The 17,325-nt window shown below is 61.6% G+C and carries 16 protein-coding genes; 5 read left to right on the forward strand and 11 right to left on the reverse strand.

Annotated features, from left to right (window positions below):
* Positions 1-11 precede the first annotated feature (11 nt).
* Positions 12-419 (reverse strand): nuclear transport factor 2 family protein, encoded by a 408-nt coding sequence (locus J3A64_RS05760; protein ID WP_011774881.1) that lies wholly within the window; start codon positions 417-419, stop codon positions 12-14.
* A 53-nt stretch (positions 420-472) separates the two neighbouring features.
* Here J3A64_RS05760 and J3A64_RS05765 point away from each other — a divergent pair, with 53 nt between their 5' ends.
* Positions 473-1,147: a peptide deformylase gene (locus J3A64_RS05765; protein ID WP_210063790.1), complete on the forward strand. Its 675-nt coding sequence runs from the start codon at positions 473-475 to the stop codon at positions 1,145-1,147.
* A gap of 21 nt (positions 1,148-1,168) precedes the next feature.
* Here J3A64_RS05765 and J3A64_RS05770 read toward each other — a convergent pair whose 3' ends face one another.
* Positions 1,169-3,184, reverse strand: a complete 2,016-nt coding sequence (locus tag J3A64_RS05770; protein WP_014921936.1) for a S9 family peptidase — start codon at positions 3,182-3,184, stop codon at positions 1,169-1,171.
* A 69-nt stretch (positions 3,185-3,253) separates the two neighbouring features.
* On the opposite strand from J3A64_RS05770, the gene J3A64_RS05775 reads away from it, so the two are divergent.
* The 4 genes from J3A64_RS05775 (at position 3,254) to J3A64_RS05790 (ending at position 6,313) form a co-directional block, all read left to right on the forward strand.
* The gene (locus tag J3A64_RS05775; protein WP_210063791.1) at positions 3,254-4,096 is read left to right on the forward strand and encodes a putative RNA methyltransferase; all 843 of its coding nucleotides are present in this window, start codon (positions 3,254-3,256) and stop codon (positions 4,094-4,096) included.
* 80 nt (positions 4,097-4,176) lie between these two features.
* Positions 4,177-4,638, forward strand: coding sequence for an NfeD family protein (locus J3A64_RS05780; RefSeq protein WP_043471323.1), 462 nt, complete (start codon positions 4,177-4,179; stop codon positions 4,636-4,638).
* Between the two features lie 92 nt (positions 4,639-4,730).
* Complete coding sequence (locus J3A64_RS05785; RefSeq protein ID WP_011774876.1) at positions 4,731-5,708, forward strand: SPFH domain-containing protein; 978 nt, start codon at positions 4,731-4,733, stop codon at positions 5,706-5,708.
* 257 nt (positions 5,709-5,965) lie between these two features.
* Entirely contained in the window at positions 5,966-6,313 is a 348-nt protein-coding gene (locus J3A64_RS05790) for an RNA polymerase-binding protein RbpA (RefSeq protein WP_011774875.1), read from the forward strand.
* Between the two features lie 82 nt (positions 6,314-6,395).
* On the opposite strand, the gene J3A64_RS05795 is transcribed toward J3A64_RS05790, so the two are convergent.
* The 9 genes from J3A64_RS05795 to J3A64_RS05835 form a co-directional block, all read right to left on the reverse strand.
* A complete protein-coding gene (locus J3A64_RS05795; protein WP_011774874.1) occupies positions 6,396-7,139 on the reverse strand; it encodes a polyprenol monophosphomannose synthase in 744 nt (247 codons plus the stop codon).
* Positions 7,140-7,565: 426 nt separating this feature from the next.
* Positions 7,566-9,224, reverse strand: coding sequence for an amidohydrolase (locus J3A64_RS05800; protein WP_210063792.1), 1,659 nt, complete (start codon positions 9,222-9,224; stop codon positions 7,566-7,568).
* A gap of 49 nt (positions 9,225-9,273) precedes the next feature.
* Positions 9,274-12,249, reverse strand: a complete 2,976-nt coding sequence (locus J3A64_RS05805; RefSeq protein WP_210063793.1) for an RNA helicase — start codon at positions 12,247-12,249, stop codon at positions 9,274-9,276.
* Positions 12,250-12,273: 24 nt separating this feature from the next.
* Complete coding sequence (tatC, locus tag J3A64_RS05810) at positions 12,274-13,110, reverse strand: twin-arginine translocase subunit TatC (protein ID WP_011774871.1); 837 nt, start codon at positions 13,108-13,110, stop codon at positions 12,274-12,276.
* Positions 13,111-13,116: 6 nt separating this feature from the next.
* Positions 13,117-13,386, reverse strand: a complete 270-nt coding sequence (gene tatA, locus J3A64_RS05815; protein WP_011774870.1) for a Sec-independent protein translocase subunit TatA — start codon at positions 13,384-13,386, stop codon at positions 13,117-13,119.
* Positions 13,387-13,422: 36 nt separating this feature from the next.
* Positions 13,423-13,773 carry a hypothetical protein gene (locus tag J3A64_RS05820; RefSeq protein ID WP_011774869.1) on the reverse strand — a complete coding sequence of 117 codons (351 nt, stop codon included), beginning with the start codon at positions 13,771-13,773 and terminating at the stop codon, positions 13,423-13,425.
* Positions 13,774-13,782: 9 nt separating this feature from the next.
* Positions 13,783-15,801, reverse strand: a complete 2,019-nt coding sequence (locus tag J3A64_RS05825) for a YafY family protein (protein WP_210063794.1) — start codon at positions 15,799-15,801, stop codon at positions 13,783-13,785.
* Positions 15,802-15,896: 95 nt separating this feature from the next.
* Positions 15,897-16,292 (reverse strand): FKBP-type peptidyl-prolyl cis-trans isomerase, encoded by a 396-nt coding sequence (locus J3A64_RS05830; protein ID WP_011774867.1) that lies wholly within the window; start codon positions 16,290-16,292, stop codon positions 15,897-15,899.
* 73 nt (positions 16,293-16,365) lie between these two features.
* The gene (locus J3A64_RS05835; protein ID WP_210063795.1) at positions 16,366-17,292 is read right to left on the reverse strand and encodes an FKBP-type peptidyl-prolyl cis-trans isomerase; all 927 of its coding nucleotides are present in this window, start codon (positions 17,290-17,292) and stop codon (positions 16,366-16,368) included.
* Between the last annotated feature and the right edge of the window lie 33 nt (positions 17,293-17,325).

Genomic DNA, 17,325 nt, shown 5'->3' on the forward strand with positions numbered 1-17,325 from the left:
CGGGGCGCTAGCTATTCCGGCGTCGTGTAGTAACAGTCGTACGTGTCCTGGCTGATGATTAGCCCATCACGCAGCTCGAAAACGGCAGTGCTCCTGGCGCGAATGGTATCGCCGCGGTCCCAGTGCGGAAGGTCAAGCAGCAAAGTGGCCGACCAGTTCATTTCAAGCACCACTCGGTTTTCCTGGCTCGTAGTGCGGACCACGTCAAAGCGCTGATCGGAGACAATGTCCTTGCTGTGGTCGGCGCCAGACAAGGTCTCGGCCAGGTTCCGCGTGGAGCCCGTCTTGGACAAGGCATGCGGCCACTCAGTGAGTATGAAATCGTCGGCCAGGAAGGGCCGCAGTTCAGCAGCTCCGCCGCCGGCTTCAACCGTTCGAACAAACCCGAGTACACAATCCAGAGGGGTGGAATCGATCATTCGTCGAGCCTAGCCCACCGTCGGGATTGCCTTCATCGCGTTAGGCTCACTGTATGACCCACCAACCTCACCCTGAGGCCACGAGCCCCGCCACGGACTATAACCCAACCCAGATACGGGACGCGGTCCGCAGGTTGCTTGATGCAGAAGCGCTTCCGTCCATCGTGCAGGCCGGGCACCCCGTGTTGCGCCAGCTGGCGGCCCCCTACGACGGCCAAATTGACGATGCCGAGTTGGCGGCCTTCCTGGAGCGCATGAAGGAAGTCATGCACGACGCCCCGGGTGTCGGATTGGCCGCTCCCCAGCTGGGAATCCCCTTGCAGCTGGCCGTTCTGGAGGACAAATATGAGGTGGACCCGGAGTCGGCGGCGGTGCGTCACAGGGAACCATTGGAGTTCTTCGCCATCGTTAACCCGCAGTACCGTCCCCTCGGAACAGAAACTGCCTCATTTTATGAAGGGTGCCTCTCCGTCAGCGGATACCAAGCTGTAGTGACGCGTCACCGGAACGTGGAGCTGCGCTACACCAATCCAGCAGGCGAGCCCGTGGAAGAGTGGTTCTCTGGGTGGCAGGCGCGAATCGTGCAGCACGAAACAGACCACCTTCAGGGCATCCTGTACCTGGACCGGGCCGAACTGCGCTCATTGTCCAGTAATGCTGAGCACTCCGCCCGCTGGTTCGCGCCGAACATTGATGAGGCACGACGGGCCCTTGGATTCCTTCCCTGAGGCGGAAACCGGACTGTATGGCTAGCCCTCCTTGCGGTTCACGTCCGTAGGAAGGTACTTTGCCCACCATCGGAGGATGTGATCAAAGCGCTGCCTGCGGTGATGAGGCGTCCCGGACCGTGACAACTCGTGATCTTCCCCCGGGAAGATGAGCAATGACGTCTCCACGCCTTGGGCCTTCAGCTGCGCGTAGTAGCGCTGACCCTGTTCCATGGGGCAGCGTAGATCATTCTCGCTGTGAATCACCAGAGTAGGTGTATCAACGCGGGAGACTACAGCCATGGGACTTTGGGCCGCCATCTGTTCCGGGGTTCCCCCGGTGTACTCGGTCCCGAAGAACCAGCCAATATCAGCGGAACCCGCAAAGCTGACAGGGTCCAGGAAACCGCGCTCTACAATCGCACCCTTGAACCTGTGATCGTGGGCGATGGTCCACGCGGTCAGATAGCCGCCATACGAACCGCCCATGATCCCCACCCGTGTTTCATCCAGGACGGCAAACGAAGCCAACGCTGAGTCCAGGAACGCGAGCACGTCCTGCATGTCCACTGTGCCCATGCGTTCCTTGATGGCACGCCCGTGGGCTTGTCCGTAACCGGAGGACCCGCGTGGATTGCACATGACAACTGCGTACCCGGCAGCTGCGTATACCTGCGCTTCGTCGAAGAAAGCGCCGGTGTATTGGGAGAAGGGGCCTCCATGGATGGTGAGCAGGACGGGATGTGGGCCAGGGCCATCAGGCAGCACCACCCAACCGTGAACGGGTTGTCCATCGGTGGATTCGGCTTCGAAGTCCAAGGGTTCCGTTACACGGGAGTTGTTGCGCAAGGCGGCTGAGAAGTCCGTGAGAAGGCGGATCTCTCCTCGTTCCAGTGACGCGACATCTCCCACCGTTGAGGCATCTGAGAAACTCACGGCAATTTCGCCGTTGGCGGCCACTGTTGCCCCGACAACTACACGGTTGCCATGGACCAGTGGTGTGATCCCGCCCTCCGCCGTGACGTCCAGCAGTTCGACACTTCCCAGCGCTGTGTTCAGCACCAGGACGCTGGCCGGCCCGCTGGGTTCCAGAGGTCCCGATACGTCCAAATGTTCAACGTCCGTCAGGGCCGCCGCTTCTCCCCCGGCGATGGGCATGACGTACAGAACAGCATTTCGAGCCACGAAGTCCTTGCCGGTGTCACCCAGGTCCTGGGCCACGTAAAACAACCACCGGCCGTCTGTGGAGGCACGCACGGCCGTGACAGTCTGCAGCTTTTGCTTGAAAGGTTCGACGGCGGTCGGCTGACCGCCGTCGGCGGCGACTCGATAGACAGCGGTGACGAGGTCGTCGTCGTGTCCTTCATGGAGGGCGGCAATGAAGTAAAGGTGGGTGCCGTCAGCTGAAAAGCACGGCGACTCGTGGTCCGAGTCACCGTACGTGACCTGCTTGGCAGTTGGAATCCCCGTCGCCGTCCTGGTGGGCTGTTCGTGGGCGGCCCTCCCCCGCGGAGCAACAGCAGGTTCACCGCCCAACTCCGGGACCTCAACGACGAAAAGTTGCTGACGCTGATCGGAGGTATATCCGACGCCGTTCTGCTTGTACTGATTGACAGCGATAAGCCGGGCGTCCTCGGCGCCGGAACCGACGCCGTCGACCGTTCCGTAGCGCCCCTGCTCCGGCACCCGGGCCTCGAAGGCAATCCGGTGCGAATCGGGCGCCCACACGAAACCACCTACACCGGCGTGCTGGTCCGTGATGCGCTGCGGTTCACCGCCGGCTGCCTCCACCACGTACAGTTGCGGTTTGCCGTTCGGGTCACTCCGAAGGAAGGCCAGGACAAGTCCATCGGGTGAGAACGCCGGCGAACTGTCCCTGAAGCCGCGCGTGATGCGTCGAGGAAACTTGGTGGTGTCCAGGGGAACATTCCACAACTGGCCCACATAGCTGTCGGCGTCAAAGTCAGGCCTCGTGACGGATACCACCGCCTTGGTTCCATCGGGGTGGATTGCCGGGGCGGACACTGAGTTCAGCAGGTGCAATTGCTCGGGTTTCACGTTGGTGAGCCTAGCCCGGCTGCTCTGCACCCGGCACCTGACACTCCGTCCCGCCGTAGGATTGAAGCCATGTTGTCCGACGCCGTTGCTGCCCTCCGCTGTCCTGTTTGCCAAGGGACGTTCCAGCTCAGGGAAGGCCGGCAGCGAACTCTCGCTTGCGAGGCCGGGCACCTGTTCGACGCAGCCAAACAGGGTTACTTCAACCTGCTGACGGGCAAAGGCACGGTCTTCGAAGCAGATTCGGCGGACATGGTGGCAGCCCGATACAGGTTTCTGGAGGCCGGACACTACTCCGGCCTTGCCCAGGCCGTCGCCCAAGCAGCCGCAGGATCACTCCAACGTCCCGACGCGCTGGTTCTCGACGCCGGTACCGGCACGGGCCACTACCTCCAGGCTGTCCTTGGCCGCTCCAAGGTGGCCGGAATCGGTGTGGATATTTCCAAATTCGCCCTGAGGCGCGCCGCCCGGCTCAATCCGCAGGCCGCAAACCTTGTATGGGACATTTGGCGTCCGCTGCCCATGGCGGACAACACTGCGGATGTGGTGACGGTGGTCTTTGCCCCGCGTAACCCCGCCGAGTTCGCCCGGGTGCTCCGGCCCGGAGGCTCGCTGATCGTTGTGACGCCCAGGCCGGGCCATCTCGCTGAAATCGCAGCCCGGACAGGCATGCTCGGCATTGAAGAAGGCAAAGAGGAGCGGCTGATGGACTCCATGCGGGACCATTTCCTCTCAGGCGCCAGCCAGAGCCTCGATCTCCCCCTGACGCTCAGCGGACCGGAGGTAGCTGACCTCGCCTACATGGGTCCAGCCGGGCATCACCTTCAGCGCGGACAATTGGCGGAATTGACCGCGGTGGAAGGCTCCGTGGCCACCAGCGCGAAGTTCCGAATCAGCGAATTTACCGTGTCCTGACGTGGGACGGTACGTCGGGCTAGGATGGAGGAACAGTGACTGTGATCCCGCTCGCGGGATCCGGGACCAAGGGGGAAATGATGTTTGAATGGCTCGGCGAGAATTGGTGGGCCCTCTGGCTCACGGTCTTCCTCGCGTTCGCGGTGGTGGAGATGCTTACCCTCGACCTCTTCTTCATCATGCTCGGTGGCGGTGCCCTTGCCGGACTGATCGCCGACTTCGCGGGGGCCGATTTCTGGCTCCAAATCGTGATCTTCTCCGTGGTCTCCCTCCTAATGATCGTCTTTGTCCGTCCTGTCGCCATGAAGCACCTGCATAAGGGACCAGCCGAACAGCGCAGCAATATCGACCGGCTCATCGGTCAGTCCGCTCTCGTCATCGAAGCCGTGAGTGGAACCAGTGGACTGGTCAAGATCGGCGGCGACGTATGGAGCGCCCGCAGCACGGCCGGTGTTCTCGACGCCGGTTCGACAGTTCAGGTCACCAGGATCGACGGCGCGACGGCGGTAGTCGCCTCGCCTGCCGAGAATAGCCCGCGCTAAGGCGCGCCCTTGAATTTCAGCGGTTGCCGGCCCGGGCAGCCTGCCAGGGCCACGCCGCATCAAACCACGCAATTGGGGAATGAAGGAGATGTATGGACGGCTTAGGAGGAACAGCAGCAGCAATTGTGCTGATTGTTCTCGTCATTTTTGTCATCATCGTGTTGGTCCGCTCGGTAAGGATCATCCCGCAAGCCCGTGCCGGCGTCGTTGAACGCCTCGGCAAGTACCAGCGGACGCTCAACCCGGGGCTGACCATCCTGATCCCGTTCGTCGACCGGCTGCTGCCGTTGCTCGACCTGCGTGAACAGGTAGTTTCGTTCCCGCCTCAGCCGGTCATCACCGAGGACAACCTGGTGGTCTCGATTGACACCGTTGTGTACTTCCAAGTCACCGATCCCAGGGCAGCAACCTACGAGATCGCCAACTACATCCAGGCCGTGGAACAGTTGACCACTACCACGCTTCGTAACGTGGTGGGCGGGCTTAACCTCGAAGAAGCACTCACATCCCGCGACCAGATCAATGGTCAATTGCGTGGTGTCCTGGACGAAGCAACGGGTCGCTGGGGCATCCGCGTGTCCCGCGTCGAGTTGAAGGCGATTGATCCGCCCCACTCCATCCAGGACTCGATGGAAAAGCAGATGCGCGCAGAGCGTGATCGCCGTGCAGCCATCCTGACCGCCGAAGGCACCAAGCAGTCGCAGATCCTGACCGCAGAAGGCCAGCGCCAAGCTGCCATCCTCGCGGCTGAAGGTGACGCGAAGGCGGCCATCCTGAGGGCTGACGGTGAAGCCCAGGCCATCCAGAAGGTCTTCGACGCCATTCACAAGGGCAACCCGGACCAGAAGCTCCTTGCGTACCAGTACTTGCAGACACTTCCTAAGATCGCTGAGGGAAGCTCGAACAAGCTTTGGATCATTCCGAGTGAAGTCGGAGAGGCACTCAAAGGCATCGGCGGTGCCCTTGGAGGGAACAACGGGGACTCCCCCGCTGGCCTCTTCGGTGGAAATGAACAGACCAAGACCTCCGAGCCGGCGGGGACAGCGCAGCAACCGCGGCCAGCTGAGTAAACCAGCATTGCAGGGTCTCCGAGCGGTCAGCTATTCCGGCTGGCCGCTCGTTGTTTGTCCGCCTTTTTGAGTAGTGGGCGATGATCCGCGTATAATGGGATATTTGTCCGGCTGGTTCAGCGTGGATGGAACATTAAAGCTTGGCCAGGCGTTGCAATTAGTGATGCAAGGTGTGCAGAAGTAGTCCGTAAGGATCGTGAAAACGGCTTACGGCTAGCGCGGGGTTCCTGCTCCGCGAACAGACAGAGGGAGTAATCATGAGCGATCGCAGCCTGCGGGGTATGCGTCTTGGCGCCCAGAGCATGGAAACAGAATCCGGCGTTGAACCGGCACCGCGCCAGCGGGTCGAGTACCGTTGCGAGGACGGCGAGCAGGTCTTCGTGACCTTCTCCTCCGAGGCCGAAATTCCCCCCGTTTGGGTTTCCAAGACCGGCAAGGAAGCGCTGCTGGTTGATGGCGAGCGTCCTGTGGATGCAAACGAGAAAGCTGTCCGCACCCACTGGGACATGCTCCTGGAACGCCGCAGCCTCCCCGAGCTGGAGCAGATCCTCGAGGATCGTCTGAACATCCTGCGTGAGCGCCGTGGAGAGCGCCGCTCCGCTTAGTCGGCCATGGACACAAGAAAGGCCGGGTCCGGTTTCCCTTTGGGAACCGGACCCGGCCTTTCTGCTTGATAAAGGTAACGAGCTACTTGGCTACGGCAGGCGACTTGCGGGTGAGCTTTGCCCAACGTGCCGCGAGTCCCCATTTGGTGACGTTGATCATGGCTTCCACCACAATGTTGCCGCTCATCTTCGATGCCCCGAGTTCGCGTTCAACGAACGTGATGGGGCGCTCCTCGATGCGGAGGCCAAGCTTGGCAACGCGCCACGCGAGGTCAACCTGGAAGCCGTAGCCAACCGACTCGACCTCGTCCAAGTTGAGTGCTTCCAGAGTGCTGCGTCGGAAAGCACGGTAGCCGCCGGTGACGTCCTTGATCTTGACGCCCAGCATAATGCGGGCATAGGTGCTGCCGATACGGGAGATGGCCTGGCGGTAGAGCGGCCAGTTAACCACACTCCCGCCGGGAACCCATCGTGAGCCCATTGCAAGGTCTGCCCCGTCCTTGACGGCGTCCAGGAGAAGCGGCAACTGCTCCGGCTTATGTGAACCGTCAGCGTCCATTTCCACCAGGACGTCATAGCCTGCGGCCAGTCCCCACTTGAAGCCGGCGATGTACGCGGCTCCCAGGCCTTCCTTGCCCTTGCGATGCAGTACATGCACCTGGCTGTCCTTTGCGGCGAAGTCGTCGGCAAGCTTTCCCGTGCCGTCAGGGCTGTTGTCGTCGACCACCAGGACATCGGAATCGGGCACTGCTGCGCGCAGTCGACCCAATGTCACGGGGAGCGATTCCAGCTCGTTGTAGGTGGGAATGATCGTCAGGACACGCAAGAAGAGGCCTTTCCTTGATGGAGCGGTCAGTGTGCCGGAGCAGCCTTACGGCTGGCGTTCTGGCGCAACTCTCCATTATAGGACGACGGCAAGGACTCATTTGGCGGCTGTGGCGCCGGACACATGGTCGCAGGCAGTGGCGGCGCGCTGGCGGGCAGGTCCACAAGCCCGGGACCAGTGGCGTCGGAGGACGAAACCGCAAACGCACTGTTTTCCGGGTCGCTGTGGACCTGCCCACTCATCTGCCGCCACCATGAATGCGCTCCGGCCACGACCGGACCACCACGCTACGGCCACAGCCCCTGCGTTGATTGTCCGTTGAGCCTCAATGCTACGGACTCACCTTAGGGTGTCAACCGGCCAATGACCTGCGGTTTCGTCTGTCGTCGCAGATCAGGCGGCACTGTGCCGATGGAAATTCCTGCTTTACACCCTGAGCGATTCGTGGGCGAACAGCTCATGTCCCTCGCGGACCGTCTGCAGGCAACGGGGATCGCTGCCAGTGTCCAGAGCAGGCAGAAGGGGCGTCCGCGCCCGGGGGTCCGTGCTCCATGACTGTACTCGGTTATCAGCCACCTGGACCATCAGTTCGTCCACTTCCCAGACGGCGAAACTCGCAGGTGCCCCCGGCACCAGCTGGCCCATCAGGGGGTTCCGGTGCTTGGTGGCCCGCCACCCCGCACGTGTGTGGCCCAAGAACGCGGCACGAGCCGAAATTCTTTGCTCCGGGTTGCTGTGCTCCAGGCAGGCTCGTACGCTCGACCACGGGCGGAGAGGCGTGACTGGGCTGTCGCTGCCGAAAGCGATAGGCACGCCGCTTGCGTAGAAGGATGCAAAGGGGTTCATCGTTTGGCTGCGGCCACCCAAACGCTGCTCGTAGAGGCCGCCTGAGGCACCCCATGCGGCGTCGAAACCAGGCTGAACGCTGACCGACACGGAGTACTTGGCCAGCCGATCGATGGCGGACTGGTCTGCCATCTCCACGTGCTCAAGGCGGTGGCCGGCTGCCCGGATGCGCTGCTCCCCCACTTCGTCGGCTGCTGCATCCAGTGCGTCCAGTACTGCGCCCAGTCCGGCGTCACCTATGACGTGGAAGCCTGCCTGGACCCCCAGAAGGGACGTGGATATCAGGTGCTTGGTGGCATCGTCCACTGAAAGGTACAAACTCCCGCGGTGGCCCGGTGCGTCGGCGTAGTCGTCCAGGAGGGCCGCCGTGCGGGAACCGATGGAACCGTCCATGTTGAGGTCACCGGCCAGACCCAGAACCTCGGTACCCAAGGCGTCCAGTATGGCCTGGGCGTGCTCCTCCGACGTCGCCAGCTCGCCCCAATAAGGGAGCACCTCGGGCTTGTCTCCGTGGCGGTTCCACGAGGCGGCCATCCTCAGGTCTTCGGATCCGCAAATGTGTGGTGCGGACATCTCGGCCATGGCTACATATCCATGGGACGCGGCCTCCTGCAGGGCCTGCTCCTGGTACCCGCGCCTTTCGGACTCCGGGAACATCCGCGCCGTCAACCGGGATGCGGTGTGTGCTGCCCGCACCACGCGTGCGACTCCGGAGAACCCGTCGAGGCCATTCAACCCTGCGGCCGCGGCCAGCGAGGAGGACACGAGGGCTGAGTGGACGTCGATGCGTGAAAGATAGACGTGCCGTCCACCGGATGCCCTTTCGAGCTCTTCAAGGGTAGGGAGCACAGGATTTTCCCACGCGGTTTCATCCCAACCGTGGCCCAGGACTGTGCCCGTACCGCCGGCGGAGGCAACGGCGTCGAGCAGTTCCTTGGCCGAACGCACCGCTGCGAGCTTCAGACCGGACAGGGCAAGGCCTGTCTCCGTCAGGTGTGCATGTGAGTCCACGAATCCGGGCGCAAGGAGGGCACCCCGGAGATCGATGATGTCCATGGATGAGTCAGCGATGGAGGTGGCTGCCTGCTCGGAGCCCACCCAGGCTACGGTGTCGCCGTCCACCACCATGGCGGTGGCAAAGGGGTCGGCTGCGGTATAGATCGAACCGTTGCGATACATCGTGACCTTGCGGTACTTGGTGTTGTGGTCTTGGCCGGATGGCACGCCTGGCTGGTTCATGCGTTGTGCTCCTCGAGCGTTGAAAACTGTCAATCAGGGAAGGGACGCGCTAAGCCACCGTGGAGTAAGCCACCACGCCGCGGCGGACCAAGTCAATGGATTCACGGCAGATGCGGGCCAAACGCGGGTCCAGTTGCGGGATCTTGGCCAGCTGGTCAAGGAGGTCCACCACTTGCTTCGCCCAGCGCACAAAGTCTCCGGCCGCGAGGTCCGTTCCGCTGAGCACGTCCTGAAGGTGGCGCCCCTTGGCCCACTTGTACATGGGCCACATCAGTCCGAGTTCCGGTTCGCCCGTCAAAGGCAGCCTGTTGCGTTCCTCGGTGTCTTCCAGCTGCGACCATTCACGGATGACGATGTCTATGGCCGATTCCAGTGAGACGCTAGGCATCTTGGGCCGCAGCCCGCGGTCTTCCCGTTTGGCCTGGTAAACCAAGGTGCTGGCAAACGAAGCCAGTTCGGCGGCATCGAGGTCGTTGATGGCGCCCCGCCGAACAGTCTGGGAGATGAGCAGGTCCTTCTCTCCATAGATCCGGCGCAGCCGTTGCCCATCGGTGCTGATGGTGACATGGCCGGCGTCGCTGGTTTCCAGGTAACCGTAAACCGAAAGAACATCGCAGACGCGGTCGAACGTCTTGGCAATGGTGTTGGTTCTGCCTTGGATCTGCCGGACCAGGCCGTCGGTCTCCCTGCGCAGTTTCCACCAGCGCTCCGACCACCGTGCATGGTCTTCGCGTTCGCTGCACCCATGGCATGGATGAGCACGCAGTGCCCGGCGAAGATCTGCGATTTTCTTCTCTTGATCCGGCAGGCGGGCGCCGAGCCCGAAGTCTTCGTGCCTGCTGTTACGGCGGCTTTGGGGAGCGTCCTCGCTGATGGCGTGCCGCATGGAGGAAGCGAGGTCCCTGCGGGCTTTGGGAACCTTGGCATTGAAGGATTTCGGAATGCGGATACGTGTTATCGGTGACACGGGACCATCGAGGTCATGGACACCGATGCGTCGCAGCTGGTTGTCAGAGGTGAGCACGGAGGGGCGTGGTTCCCGGGCATTGGGGTCCACCTCCAGCACAACGGCATGACCGGCAAGTCGGCCGCTGTAGATGCTGATGACGTCGCCGGGGATCAAGCGTGTGAGGGAATCAGCAACATGGGATTTCCGGGCGCGATGGTGGTCGCGGGCAGCGAAATTCTCGGCATCACTGAGTTCACGCCGGAGCTTTGCGTACTCGGTGAAGTCGCCCAGGTGGCACTCCATGGACTTGGCGTAGCCCGCCAGCGACTCTTCACGTCCACGCACCTGCCGTGCAAGGCCCACCACTGAGCGGTCAGCCTGGAACTGGGCAAAGGAGGACTCTAGGATTTCGCGTGCCCGGACCCGTCCGAACTGGGCAATCAGATTGATGCTCATGTTGTACGTAGGCCTGAAGCTGGAGTTCAGGGGGTACGTGCGCCGGGAGGCGAGTCCAGCTACGGCGGCCGGATCAGTACCCGGCTGCCACAGCACAACGGCATGGCCTTCGACATCAATGCCTCGACGTCCCGCGCGGCCTGTGAGCTGGGTGTACTCCCCCGCAGTGATGTTGACGTGAGCTTCGCCGTTGAACTTTTCCAGCTTTTCCAGCACCACGCAGCGTGCAGGCATGTTGACACCAAGGGCCAGTGTTTCGGTGGCGAAGACTGCCTTGACCAAGCCGTCGGCAAAGAGCTTCTCCACTACTTCCTTGAACGTTGGAAGCATGCCTGCGTGGTGGGCCGCGAAGCCCCTGACAAGGCCGTCGCGCCAGCCCCAGAATCCGAGGACGTCGAGGTCGTCAGCGGGAATCTCGTGGCTCGCCTCGTCCACCCGCTGGGCAATGATCTGCTGTTCACGTTCGGTGGTCAGCCAAAGTCCCGATGCCGCGCACTGCGCTACGGCAGCGTCACAACCTGCCCTGGAGAAAATGAAGGTAATGGCGGGCAGAAGATCCTGGCGCCTGAGGCTCTCAATGACCTGGGGGCGGCTGGCCTTCCGCACCGGACTGCGCTGCTCGGATTGCTGCCGGTCATCGCGGTACCGGTCCTGGCGCCGACGACTCCGGCCACCATGGCCAAATCGGCCATTCATGTTCATCCGGCTCTCTGAGCGCGCCATGGCCAAGAGGTCCGGGTTCACTTCGAACTCGGGGCCGGTGACTGCCTGGCGGACTGTGTTTGCGGACATGCGCTTGGCTGCGGGACGTCGTCGATCAGTAGGGGCCGGCTCGGTCAGTACCTCGTCCGCTTCGGAAAGATCCGGCACTTCGGTTTCCTGTGCACCAGGTGCCTGGGGCGCAATCTCGTCGAAGGTCGTGTCACCGGCAAAGAGATCCACTATTTCCCGGCCCACCATGACGTGCTGCCAAAGCGGTACAGGACGGTGTTCGGAGACGATGACGTCCGTATCGCCCCTGACCGTATCCAGCCAGGCGCCGAACTCTTCCGCATTGGAAACTGTGGCACTCAGCGAGGCAACCTGCACTTCGCTGGGCAAGTGGATGATGACTTCTTCCCAGACGGCGCCGCGGAATCGATCTGCCAGGTAATGAACTTCGTCCATCACCACAAACCCCAGGTCGCCAAGGGTTTCAGAATCGGCGTAAAGCATGTTTCGAAGAACTTCGGTGGTCATGACCACTACGGGAGCTTCTCCGTTGATGGTGGTATCACCTGTCAGCAAGCCAACGTTCGCGGGTCCGTATTTTGCCGCCAGTTCCGAGTACTTCTGGTTGCTCAGGGCCTTGATGGGCGTGGTGTAAAAGGCCTTAAGTCCCCGTTCCAAGGCCAGGTAGATCGCGAATTCGCCAACGATCGTCTTACCAGCGCCGGTGGGGGCTGCCACCAGAACGCCGCGGCCTTCCTGGAGCGACCTGCACGCCTCACGTTGGAAGTCGTCCAGGTCAAAGTCCAAGGTACGGGCGAACGAGCCCAAGTAAGTTTTCGACTCAGCTGCCCGCTGGGCTGCCGCCTGATAACGGTCTGATGGTGATGAAGACCCGGAAGTGGAGGACATGCATCAAGCCTAGTGGCCCAAGGTCTAGAGATTCTCCAGATCCGTGGCCGGGGTTGCGATGTCTGCAGTGGCCTCGGTCTCAGCTGCCCGCTTGATGGCACGGCGCTCACGGCGCCGGTCATTCAGGACGCAGACGCCGATGGCCGCGAAGAACAGGAGCAGCATGGGCGCCGCGAGGTAGAACATGCTCATGGCGTCAGCGCCCGGAGCTGCCATCGCAGCGAACAAGCACACTAGGAAGATGGTGATTCGCCAACTTTTGATGAGCTGTTTGCCCTTGACTATTCCCGCGAGGTTCAATCCAACCAGCACCACGGGCACCAGGAATGCGATACCAAAGGCCAGAAGGAGCCGGAGGACAAAGGCCAAGTAGATTTCAGCGCTGATGAAGTTTGACCCGCCCACCGGAGTGAAGTCGGTCAGCACGCGAACGGCATTGGGCAGCACCAGCCAGGCAAGCAGGACACCGCCGATGAACAGCGGGACCGCTGCTGCCACGAAGGACAGTGCGAGGCGCCGCTCCTTCTTGTGGAGCCCAGGCACTATGAAGGCCCAAAGTTGGTAGATCCAGACAGGGCTTGCCAGGATCACACCGAGAAAGACCGAAACCTGAACCATGAGGTCGAACGAACTCGCGACGCCATCAAAGTTCAGCGTGGCAGCGCGTCCCTCTTTTTCATTGAGGTCCTTGATCGGCTTGATCAGTGCTTCCAGGAGGGGCTGGTAGACGATGAAGCCCACCACTGTTCCCAGAATGACGCCGATTGCAGCCTTGAAGAGCCGGTTTCGCAGCTCCTTGAGGTGGTCCAGGAGCGCCATCCGGGCTTCGGGGTTGGCCTTGCGCCCCTTCGTTTCTACCACTTCTCTTTAGACGCGGTTGGAGGGCGGTACGTCAGTCTCGCCGTTGTTCTTGGTCTTGACGTCCGGGTGGCCTACTACCTTGCCTTCTACGGCGTCGGAAGCGTCCTGGGAGTCCTTCGCCTCGGAAGAACCATCCTTCTTCATTTCCCGGACTTCAGACTTGAAAATACGCATCGACTGCCCAATGCTGCGCGCCATGGACGGCAGCTTCGGCGCTGCAAAGAGCACCAGAGCCAGGACGATGATAATGATGAGATGCCAGCCTTCGAGCCTCATGTGGGGAGGTCCTTTCCTTTTGGATACATCCTACGTCTATCTGATTTCAATGTCGTGCAGGGATTGCGGCTGACCGCGCTCGGCTTTGCGCTTGACGCGCCGTTGACGGCGAACTTCCTGGCGGAAGGCTTTGGCCGTCAGGTAATCATGACGCATCTGGTCCGGGGAGGCAAAAATTGCGGATCCCGGTTCTGGCCGGGGATTCGCGCCGTCAACGTCGGAGGTTTCCACGACAGGTGAGAGATTGCTGAAACGTTTACCCGCAGCAGCCAGTTCATGAACAGTTGACATGAATTTTCGGTACAAGCGATAGCCCAGTGTCAGGTGAAGGAGCAACGAAAGGGCTATAAGCGCGATCCACAACAGGATCCAAAACCACCAAGGCATTTGAGTAGTCTAGCCAGCCTTGGTGCCCGAAGGTGAGTCGTACTGCACCAGGGCCGCGTCAACCCACGCACGGCTTTCCTGCCGCAAGGTCCCGGGTTCGAGGATTCGAACGGATCCCCCATGCTGCGAAACAAACATCGGCAGCCACTCCGGATTGCCAAACCTCACTTCGGCGAGCAATCCGCCGTCGGGCAGTTGGGCCGTGCGTTCGGCGTAGTAGTCGTCAGCCAGTCCGGCACCCTGTCGCGTCAGCTGGAGGATCACCAGCACGTCGTCGTCTCCAGGAGTGAACAACCTGGCCGGAAAATCCTGCTCTGCAGTCGCAGCGCCGGACACGGGCCGACCATTGCTCTCCAAGGTTTCCACCCTGTCCAGCCGGAAGTTCCTGATGCCGGCCTTGCTGTGGCAGTAGGCCTCGAAGTACCACGTATTGTCCAGCGAGTAGAGCCGCAGGGGGTCCACGTCACGCTCGGTTACTTCGTCGCGTTGCAACGAGAAGTACCTGAGCCTCAATTGCTGACCTTCCCTGATGGCTCTGGTTATGGCAGCGAAAGCCTGTGACTGTTCAGGCGCCACCGATTGGCCGGACACGGAACCGGCCAATCGTGCTGCCTGCCCGGCAGCACCCGTCAGCTTGATGGTGACGGATTCCAAGGCGCTGCCGGACTCATCTTCTGTCAGGCCTGCCAGCGCCGGCAGATCGCCCAGCATGGCCAGGCCGGTCAGTAGTGCGGCCGCTTCGTCCTCGCTGAAACGCACGGGACGATTCAAATCCAGGTGCTCGGAGATATACACGTGATCGTTCTCCCACTGGATGTCCAGCAGGTCATCCGGATATCCCTCGGGCAGGCCGGAACAGATCAGGATCTTCAGGTCGTCAATCAACGCCTTGCGGCTGATGCCAAAGTGATCAGCCACCTGCTGGATATGCAGTCCTTGATGGTGGACCAGAAACGGCACCAGCTGCAGCATCCTGGACAATTGGTCTTCGGACGTGCGCTTGCGTGCCCGGGGCGCGCGTCCCGCTTCCGGAAACTCAACGGGTATCGGGGAAACGTCATCAAAGTTTGCGGCTGCTTGGAGGCGGCGTACGACGGCGGAGCGCAGTTCCGCGGGTCCGGTCACCTTGACGTGGGGCCCGTAGGATGCCAACTCTTCTGCTAGTTGCTCAGGATCCCGGAAATCCACAGATATGCGGTCCCGGCTGCGTTCATCAGGGTCCGTTTGGATGAAAGCAGCCCTTTTGCGGAGGGCAAGCAACCTGTCCTTTTCGACGACCAAGGTGGCCCGCTGAACGGGAAGCTCGTTGAGGGCGTCCAGCTCAGCCCGGGCGTTGAAACCCTCCGGCGGAAGGAAACTGCCCGAGGTGTCCACGCTCACTGCTGTGGTCATCCGGGAAAGCCTGAAGAGCCTCTTGGCGTCCCTCCCCCGGTCCAAGCCCACGAGGTACCACTGGCCGAAGCGGCTGCCCAGTCCCCAAGGCTCCACTTCGCGGACTTCTTCGCGCCCGGTACTGACCGCGAGGTAGCCGAAGCGGACCGGGTGCTTGCCGTGCATGGCTGCAACGACGTCGTCGAAAGCTTGTCCGGCGGGTTTGATCCGGGGCTGGACCCCTGCTGGGAGGTCCACATCCGTGAAGCCTCCGGCTGCCTGCAGCTTGCGGACGGCGTTGGCGGCTGCGGTTCCCAGCGCTGCGCGTTCCCACAACTGTGCAGCGAGCAGCAGCACGGTGCTCTCTGCAGGCGTCAAACTCACATCGGGCAGCCGGTTGGAGTCCTTGCCAATGCGGTATCGGGTGGAGGCGGGGTCGTCGGCGCCGAAGTTTTGCGGATCCGTCAAGGTCTCGATCTCGAAGCCAAAGTGCTTCAGGTCAACTTTGTCGCGCTCGAACATCCGTCCAAAGGCGACATCGTTCTCCGCCGAATCGTGGTAAACCTTTTCGCGCAGCACGGCACGTGGGAGGCCCACTTTGGTATTGAGCAAAGCAAGGAGGAGATTCAACAGGCGTTCAGTGCGGGATGCGGACACGCTTGCTACGTTACTAAAAACCTGCGGGAAAGCAGCAAGGCGCGTCACCGACCGGCAAAACCGGAAGGTAACGCGCCTTGCGAAAAGCCAAAGTCCTAGCGGACGGCTACGAGGTCAACCACGAAAATCAAGGCCTCGTTGGGCTTGATTGCTCCACCGGCGCCGCGTGAGCCGTAAGCCAGCTCCGAGGGGATTTCCAGGCGACGGCGGCCGCCGACCTTCATGCCGAGCAGACCCTGATCCCAGCCCTGGATGACTTGGCCGACGCCTACGCGGAAGTCGAGCGGAGCGCCGCGGCCCCAGGAAGCGTCGAATTCTTCGCCCGTGGACCAGGCAACGCCGACGTAGTGGGTGGACACGGTGTCCCCGGCCTTGGCCTCGGTGCCGGTGCCTTCAATGAGATCCGTGATGACAAGGTCCGTGGGGACGTCGCCTTCGGGGAAGTCGATTTCGGGCTTGGTGCGGTCGAAGTCACGCTGACCAAATGACATGGTTGCTCCTTAGGTGAGAAAAGAAAATATGTCAGGAACCAGCCTAAGCGAGTGCCTGCCTATCCTGCTGGCGTTACTTGACGCCCAGGATGTCCACGACGAACACCAGGTGGCCCTTGGCTTCGCCCTGACCTGCCTCGCCATACGCGAGGTCCTGGGGGATGACCAGGAGGACGCGGGAACCTACGGTCTTGCCTTCCAGGCCCTGGGTCCAGCCCTTGATGACGCCGGAGAGCGGGAAGCTTGTAGGCTCGCCGCGATCAAAGCTGGAATCGAACTTCTTGCCGTCGGAAAGGTTGACGCCCACGTAGTTGACGGTAAGCGTGTCGGTGGCCTTGACTGCCGCGCCGGATCCCTTGATAAGGTCCTGGGCGATCAGCTGAGTGGGAGCTGCGATTCCCTCAACCGAGATCTCCGGGATGCCCTTGTCGTTTTCCTTCACGGTGGGGAGTCCCGCGGGAGGCGTAACAGTTTCACCTTCAGGCTTTTCCAGCACCGGGGCTGCATCCTTGGCGGCAACCAGTTTGAAGACGATCAGCTGGGTGGATGCTGCGGCAGCACCAGTGGCAGTGCCGGGCACAGCAAAGGCAACATGCGAACCGACCTTGGCGCCGACAAAGGCGTTGTAGATCAGCGCGTTTTCGGATTTGAGCTGGTCCGTAAGCTCAAGTTGCCGGGGCTCGGCCGCGTACGCATCTTCCAGGGTCTTGCCGTCAGTGCCATCCAATGCGAGATACGCCAGCTCCGCCGTCTGTCCAGCCTTGACGGGTTCACCGTCACCTTCGTTGACAACCTTGACGGTGGGTTCGGTCACGGCGAGGGGCTTGGAGAATTCAATGCCGGGCGCTTTGTCATTGCCGTTATCCGTAACTTTCACGGAGTCGAGCTTGGCGACTTCGCCTGCTGACTGGCTGGTGGGCTCAGCGGCCGGAGTGCTTCCGCCTCCGCACGCGGTGATGAGCAGCAGGGCGGGAAGTAGAATTGCTAGGAGTCGACGCACAAAAAGACACTTTCGTCGGGGCAAAGGGACACT

Source organism: Pseudarthrobacter sp. PvP004 (genome assembly GCF_017876035.1).
Lineage (GTDB): Bacteria > Actinomycetota > Actinomycetes > Actinomycetales > Micrococcaceae > Arthrobacter > Arthrobacter aurescens_A.

Excerpts from the sequence above, each read along its gene's own strand:
- J3A64_RS05765 (WP_210063790.1), top strand. The coding sequence starts at position 473 with ATGACCCACCAACCTCACCCTGAGGCCACGAGCCCCGCCACGGACTAT.
- J3A64_RS05805 (WP_210063793.1), bottom strand. The coding sequence starts at position 12,249 with ATGTCCTCCACTTCCGGGTCTTCATCACCATCAGACCGTTATCAGGCG.
- J3A64_RS05780 (WP_043471323.1), top strand. The coding sequence starts at position 4,177 with ATGTTTGAATGGCTCGGCGAGAATTGGTGGGCCCTCTGGCTCACGGTC.
- tatA (WP_011774870.1), bottom strand. The coding sequence starts at position 13,386 with ATGAGGCTCGAAGGCTGGCATCTCATCATTATCATCGTCCTGGCTCTG.
- J3A64_RS05790 (WP_011774875.1), top strand. The coding sequence starts at position 5,966 with ATGAGCGATCGCAGCCTGCGGGGTATGCGTCTTGGCGCCCAGAGCATG.
- J3A64_RS05785 (WP_011774876.1), top strand. The coding sequence starts at position 4,731 with ATGGACGGCTTAGGAGGAACAGCAGCAGCAATTGTGCTGATTGTTCTC.
- J3A64_RS05830 (WP_011774867.1), bottom strand. The coding sequence starts at position 16,292 with ATGTCATTTGGTCAGCGTGACTTCGACCGCACCAAGCCCGAAATCGAC.
- J3A64_RS05775 (WP_210063791.1), top strand. The coding sequence starts at position 3,254 with ATGTTGTCCGACGCCGTTGCTGCCCTCCGCTGTCCTGTTTGCCAAGGG.
- J3A64_RS05820 (WP_011774869.1), bottom strand. The coding sequence starts at position 13,773 with ATGCCTTGGTGGTTTTGGATCCTGTTGTGGATCGCGCTTATAGCCCTT.
- J3A64_RS05760 (WP_011774881.1), bottom strand. The coding sequence starts at position 419 with ATGATCGATTCCACCCCTCTGGATTGTGTACTCGGGTTTGTTCGAACG.
- J3A64_RS05800 (WP_210063792.1), bottom strand. The coding sequence starts at position 9,224 with ATGAACCAGCCAGGCGTGCCATCCGGCCAAGACCACAACACCAAGTAC.